Annotated in this window: 5 protein-coding genes; 1 reads left to right on the top strand and 4 read right to left on the bottom strand. The window is 64.4% G+C overall.

Translation table 11 applies throughout. The features are described from left to right. The 4 genes from Q0Q02_RS22805 to Q0Q02_RS22790 form a co-directional block, all read right to left on the bottom strand. Positions 1-1,075: DegT/DnrJ/EryC1/StrS aminotransferase family protein (locus Q0Q02_RS22805; protein ID WP_293812994.1), on the bottom strand; the 1,075-nt coding region annotated here is incomplete at its 3' end. Continuing rightward, complete coding sequence (locus tag Q0Q02_RS22800; protein ID WP_293812992.1) at positions 1,075-1,677, bottom strand: acyltransferase; 603 nt, start codon at positions 1,675-1,677, stop codon at positions 1,075-1,077. The genes Q0Q02_RS22805 and Q0Q02_RS22800, both read right to left, overlap by 1 nt. Positions 1,678-1,679: 2 nt before the next feature. Then, positions 1,680-2,618, bottom strand: a complete 939-nt coding sequence (locus Q0Q02_RS22795) for a Gfo/Idh/MocA family oxidoreductase (protein ID WP_293812990.1) — start codon at positions 2,616-2,618, stop codon at positions 1,680-1,682. A 35-nt stretch (positions 2,619-2,653) separates the two neighbouring features. Next, positions 2,654-4,024 carry a nucleotide sugar dehydrogenase gene (locus Q0Q02_RS22790; protein ID WP_293812989.1) on the bottom strand — a complete coding sequence of 457 codons (1,371 nt, stop codon included), beginning with the start codon at positions 4,022-4,024 and terminating at the stop codon, positions 2,654-2,656. 432 nt (positions 4,025-4,456) lie between these two features. Between Q0Q02_RS22790 and Q0Q02_RS22785 the strand changes: the two genes are divergently transcribed. Continuing rightward, positions 4,457-6,320: NAD(+) synthase (locus Q0Q02_RS22785; protein ID WP_293812987.1), on the top strand; the 1,864-nt coding region annotated here is incomplete at its 3' end.

The raw sequence follows: 6,320 nt of genomic DNA, 5'->3' as shown, positions 1-6,320 counted from the left end.
GATGCATCGGCAGCGCGACGACCTCCTGCGCGACGCGCTCGGAGATCGGCAGGCCGTTTCCGGCCACGGGATCGTGCTTGTAGGCGGTCTGCTGGTGCAGCGGCTTCGGATAGTACACCGTGGTCGGCACGCCCTTGGCCTTCAGCGCCGCCTGGAAGGCGTCGCGACGATCCGCGGCGACGCGGATCGTGTACTGGGCCCAGGTCGAGACGCAGTCGGCCATGACGTGGGGCGTCACGACGACGTCCTTGAGCGCGGCGGTGTAGCGCTGCGCCACGACCTGCCGCTTCTCGATCTCCTCGGCATAGACCTTGAGCTTCTCGATCAGCACCGCGGCCTGGATGGTGTCGAGCCGCGAGTTCACGCCGACGCGGACATTGTCGTACTTGTACGAGCCCTTGCCGTGGAAGCGCAGCGACATCAGCAGCGCGGCATGCTCGTCGCTGTCGGTCAGGATCGCGCCGCCATCGCCGTAGCAGCCGAGCGGCTTGGCGGGGAAGAAGCTTGTCGTGGCGAAATCGCCGATCGCGCCGGCGATGCGGCCCTTGTAGCGCGCGCCATAGCCCTGCGCGGAATCCGAGATCAGGATGAGGCCGTTCTGCTTGCAGAAGGCTTCGATCGGCTCGTAGTCGCAGGCTTGGCCGAAAAGATCGACGCTGATCAGGGCGCGGGGCGTGAGCTTGTGTTGTTTCGCGGTCTCGAGGGCCGCACCTAGGCTCTTCGGATCGATATTGTAGGTCGCTTCGTCGATCTCGGCGAAGACCGGCGTCGCGCCCATCCAGGCGACGACCTCGGCGGTTGCAGCGAAGGTGAAGCTCGGACAGATCACGGCGTCGCCAGGGCCGATGCCGAGCGCTTCCAGCACGAGGATCAGCGCATCGGTGCCATTGGCGACGCCGATCGCATGCTTCGCTCCGCAGAAGGCGGCGAGTTCGGTCTCGAACTGCTGGACCTGCTGGCCGAGGATGTAGTTGCCGTCATGGACGACCTTGAGGATGGCCTCGTCCATCGCCTTGCCGATATGCTGGCGCTGGGCCTTGAGGTCGATGAACTCGATCCTGGGACGCTCGCTCATCAGGCAATCTCCTCAAGCTGCTCCGGGCTGGTTTCCCGGTAGCGCGTTCCAGTCAGCGGGCAGGTCAGGTTCGGGCCGAGTTTCTCGCCTGCCTTGCTCATCCAGCCGATCCGGCGCGCCGGAACTCCCGCCATCAGAGCATAGTCGGGCACGTCCTTGGTCACCACCGCGCCGGCGGCAATGAAGCAATACGCGCCGAGTGTATGTCCGCAGACGATGGTCGCGTTCGCCCCGATGCTCGCGCCGCGCTTCACCAGCGTGCGGCGAAACTCGGCCTTGCGGTTCATGAAGGCGCGTGGGTTGTTGACGTTGGTGAAGACGCAGGAGGGGCCGCAGAACACGTCCGCCTCCAGCTCGACACCGTCATAGAGCGCGACATTGTTCTGGATCTTGCATCCGTCGCCGATCGTGACCCGCGGCCCGGCCATCACGTTTTGGCCGAGCACGCAGTCGCGGCCGATCGTAGTCTGGCCGAGCACATGCACGAAATGCCAGATCTTGCTGCCGGCGCCGAGCGTCGCGCCCGCGTCGACATAGGCGCTCTCATGGACGAGCGCGCCGGGGAAGCGCGGGTCTTCCCGCATCTGCGACGCGCCGGCCATGGTCAGCCCTTGAGGTATTTGGCGACGAAGGGATGCGTCTCGCCGGCCGTCACGACCGGCGAATTGCGGAACTGCGAGACGACCTCGATCGAGAACCGGACATCTTCCAGCCCATAGCCCTTGCCGGCCAGGATTTCCTCATAGCTGCGCGTGTGCAGGTCGGTGAAGCCCTCGGAGAACTCGACCTCCTCGCCGTCCATGGTGATCGAGCGATAGGTCGTCTTCTGACCCTTGACGCTGTCGGGCAGGTCGTTTGCATCGACCGAGAGGAACCAGCGCACATCGGCCTTCTCGTAGGAAAGCAGGCCGCCGGCACGCTCGCCCTCGCGCAAGTTCGCGGTCTGCGACTGCAGCGGGCCGAAGACATAGGCGAGCATGTCGAAGAAATGCACGCCGATATTGGTGGCCACGCCGCCGGATTTGGCGTCGTCACCCTTCCAGGACGCGTGGTACCAGCGCCCGCGAGAGGTGATGTAGGTCAGGTCGACCGAATGGCGCTCGTTGGAGGTCGCGATCCGCTCCTTCAGAGCCTGGATCGCCGGGTGCAGGCGCAATTGCAGGATGGTGTTGACCTTGCGGCCGGAGTCGCGCTCGATCTCGATCAACCCGTCGATATTCCAGGGATTGAGGACGAGCGGCTTCTCACAGATCACGTCGCTGCCGGCACGCAGGCCGAAGCGGATATGCGCGTCGTGCAGGTAATTGGGCGAGCAGATCGCGACATAGTCGATGCGCTCGTCGCGACGGCGCAGCTTGTCGACATGCCGGTCGAAGCGCTCGAACTCGGTGAAGAAATGCGCCTGCGGAAAATGGCTGTCGATGATCCCGACGGAATCGTTGGGATCGAAAGCGACCTTGAGATCGCCACCGACGGCCTTGATGGCCTTCATATGGCGCGGCGCGATATAACCGGCGGCCCCGATCAGTGCGAATGACGTCATGGCGTTGGTCTCTGGCGTTTCCCGGGTGTCTCAGCTCAGGCCTTGACGATGTTGTCGCCGGTCAGGCCGGCCTTGGCGCAGGCATTGCGCGTATCGACCACGAGGCGGGCAGCAGCGACGAGCGCCTTGTAGTCGACCGCGTCATGATCCGTCGCGATCAGCACGGCGTCATAGCCCTTGATCGTCTCGGGCGAAAGCGCGGCCGATGCGCGGCCGGTCAGGTTGGCATGCTCGCGGGTCGGCGGGATCACCGGCACATGCGGATCATGATAATCGGCTTTGGCGCCGCGCTCCTCGAGCAGCTCGATCAGGCGCAGCGAGGGGCTCTCGCGCATGTCGTCGATGTTCTTCTTGTAGGCGATGCCCATCACCAGGATCTTCGCCTTGCTCAGGCCGCGGCCCTGCTGGCGGTCGAGCGCCTCGGCGATGCGGTCAATCACCCAATGCGGCATGGCCGTGTTGATCTGGCCGGCGAGCTCGATGAAGCGCGTGGTGACGTCGAACTCGCGGGCTTTCCAGGTCAGGTAGAACGGATCGATCGGAATGCAGTGGCCGCCGAGACCGGGGCCGGGATAGAACGGCATGAAGCCGAAAGGCTTGGTCTTGGCGGCGTCGATCACCTCCCAGACGTCAATGCCCATCTTGCCGTAGATCACCTTGAGCTCGTTCACGAGCGCGATGTTGACGGCGCGGAAGATGTTCTCGGTCAGCTTGACGGCCTCGGCCGTGGCCGAGGAGGAGACCGGCACGGTCTTGACCACGAGCGCGCTATAGACGGCGTTAGCCAGTTCCAGCGCATCCGCGCCATCGCCGCCGACGACCTTCGGGATCGTCGAGGTGCCGAAATCCGGATTGCCGGGGTCCTCGCGCTCGGGCGAGAAGGCGAGGTAGAAGTCGACGCCGCTCTTCAGGCCGGTCTTCTCGAAGATCGGGCGCATGATCTCGTCGGTCGTGCCGGGCCAGGTCGTCGATTCCAGCACGACGAGATGGCCCTTGCGCAGGCGTGGCGCGATTGCGCGGGCCGTCGCCTCGACATAGCTGAGATCGGGTTCGCGATGCTTGGTCAGGGGCGTTGGCACGGCGATGATGATGGCGTCGACTTCGCGCAGTTCGTCGAAATCGGTCGTGGCGCGGAAGCGTCCTTCCTGGCGAGCAGCGGCGATAGCTTCAGTCGGGATATGTTTGATGAAGCTCTCGCCGCGATTGATCTGCCCGACTCGTTTGGTGTCGATGTCGAAGCCGACGACCTTGAAGCCGGCCTTGCAGGCGGTCAGCGCTAGGGGAATGCCGACATAGCCGAGGCCGATGATGCCGATACGGTAGTCTTTGGCGGCAATGCGCGCGAGCTGCTCGGTCAGCTTCTCAGGAGCGGCCGAGTCGGAACGAGCGTTCGTCGAGGCAGACATGAACTGCTTTCTACCTGGGGGAGCGCGTAGGCGCCGGAACGAGAATGACGGGTCGCTTTGCCGCTGTGTTAGAACGATGTCAACCTTTGCTGCCAGCGGAACGGCTGGTAATCGTTCATTTCGCAACGGTATTCAAATGCCCTGTGCTGGGAGTATTTATCGCCGCTCCATTCCGATAAGTGGGATCGGGCTGTCATACCGCTTTGCACGGCCCGTCACGGTGGCTGCGGCCGAATCCGCTCATTCGTCGCGGCGTCCTTCATGCGCAGCAACATGGCGATTGTTCTGTAGAGCCGCCGCTCCTTTGAAATCCCTCCACAGACGCTATCTGGAAATGGCAGGGCGGTCGCTAGAGAACCGCCCTTGCCCGCTCCGTTCCGCCTGCGCGATAAGCGGGCGTCTGGCTGTTTGGGCCGATGCGACGAGGATTGCATGAGTTTCCGCAACATCCACGCTCACGGTCTCGTTCGCATCGCCTGCGCCGCGCCCCGGCTCAAGGTGGCCGATCCGGCCTTCAATGTGGGCGAGACCATCGCCTTGTTGCGGCGGGCGGAGGAAGGTGGCGCTTCGCTCTGCCTGTTCCCGGAGCTAGGCATTAGCGCCTATGCGATCGACGATCTGCTGCAGCAGAACGCCCTGCTCGATGCCGTGAAGGATGCTCTTGAGCGGCTCGTCGCGGAAAGCCGCAGCCTGCGTTGCGTTGCCGTGGTCGGCGCGCCCTTGCGGGTCGATGGGCGGCTGTTCAACTGCGCGATCGCGATCCATCGCGGGCGCATCCTCGCCGCCGTGCCCAAGACCTATCTGCCGAACTATCGCGAATTCTACGAGCGCCGCCAGTTCGCCTCGGGCGAGCGTGCCAGCGCGCTCTATATCGATCTCTGCGGGCAGGAGGTGCCATTCGGCACGGATATCCTGCTGGCGGCGACGGATATAGAGGATTTCGTCGTCCATATGGAGATCTGCGAGGACGTCTGGACACCGATCCCGCCCTCGTCCTATGCCGCGCTCGCCGGCGCGACCCTGCTGCTCAATCTCTCGGCCTCGAACGTCACCATCGGCAAGTCCGACTGGCGCCATGCGCTCTGCAAGGCCCATTCCGGCCGCTGCATCGCGGCCTATGCTTACTCCGCCGCCGGCACGGGCGAATCGACCACCGATCTCGCCTGGGACGGGCAGGCGATGATCTACGAGAACGGCGCGTTGCTGGCCGAGGCCGAGCGCTTCGCCGCCGAGCCGCAACTCATCCTCGCCGATATCGATCTTGAGCGGCTGGCGATGGACCGCATCCGCCAGAATACCTTCGGAGACAGCGCCGACCTCAACCGCGAGCGGCTCCGCTTCCGCCGCATCGAATTCGCGCTGGAGCCGGATCGCGACAGCGATCTCGGCCTTGCCCGCGAGGTCGAGCGCTTTCCCTTCGTGCCCAATGACGATGCAAGGCTGAACGAGCTCTGCTTCGAGGCCTACAACATCCAGTCGCACGGCCTGCGCAAGCGGCTGGAGAGCACGCGGCTCGACAAGGTCGTGATCGGCGTCTCCGGCGGCCTCGACTCGACGCAGGCCCTGATCGTCGCCGCACACACCTTCGACGCGCTTGGCCTGCCGCGCGAAAACATCCTCGCCTTTACATTGCCGGCCTTCGCCACCAGCAAGGACACCAAGGACAATGCCTGGCGATTGATGCGGGCGCTCGGCGTCAGCGCCGAGGAGATCGACATGACGCCGGCCTGCCGGCAGATGCTGATCGATATCGGCCATCCCTTTGCCAAGGGCGAGCCCGTCTACGACATCACCTTCGAGAACGTGCAGGCGGGCGCGCGCACGTCGGTGCTCTTCCGCCTTGCCAACCGGCACAATGCGCTGGTGATGGGCACCGGTGATCTCTCGGAGCTGGCGCTCGGTTGGTGCACCTATGGCGTCGGCGATCACATGTCGCATTACAACGTCAACGGCTCGGTGCCGAAGACGCTGATCCAGCACCTGATCCGCTGGGTGGCGCAATCCGGTCGCTTCGGCGCGGAAGCCTCGGACGTGATGCTCGACATCCTAGCGACCGAGATCTCGCCTGAGCTGGTCCCTGGCGATGGCGACAAGCCGGCCCAGAAGACCGAGGATTTCGTCGGCCCCTATGCGCTGCAGGATTTCAACCTGTTCTACACGACGCGTTACGGCTTCCGCCCGAGCAAGATCGCCTTCCTCTCCGAGCATGCCTGGCGCGACGCTTCCGCCGGGGATTGGCCACCGAACATGGAGGCGGCCAAGCGCGTCGCTTACGATCTGCCGGTGATCAAGCGCT

Origin of the sequence: uncultured Allobosea sp., assembly GCF_945956895.1 — a bacterium.
Classification (GTDB): domain Bacteria; phylum Pseudomonadota; class Alphaproteobacteria; order Rhizobiales; family Beijerinckiaceae; genus Allobosea.
This window is presented reverse-complemented; position numbering and strand designations above follow the sequence as displayed.

Excerpts from the sequence above, each read along its gene's own strand:
- Q0Q02_RS22800 (WP_293812992.1), bottom strand. The coding sequence starts at position 1,677 with ATGGCCGGCGCGTCGCAGATGCGGGAAGACCCGCGCTTCCCCGGCGCG.
- Q0Q02_RS22795 (WP_293812990.1), bottom strand. The coding sequence starts at position 2,618 with ATGACGTCATTCGCACTGATCGGGGCCGCCGGTTATATCGCGCCGCGC.
- Q0Q02_RS22790 (WP_293812989.1), bottom strand. The coding sequence starts at position 4,024 with ATGTCTGCCTCGACGAACGCTCGTTCCGACTCGGCCGCTCCTGAGAAG.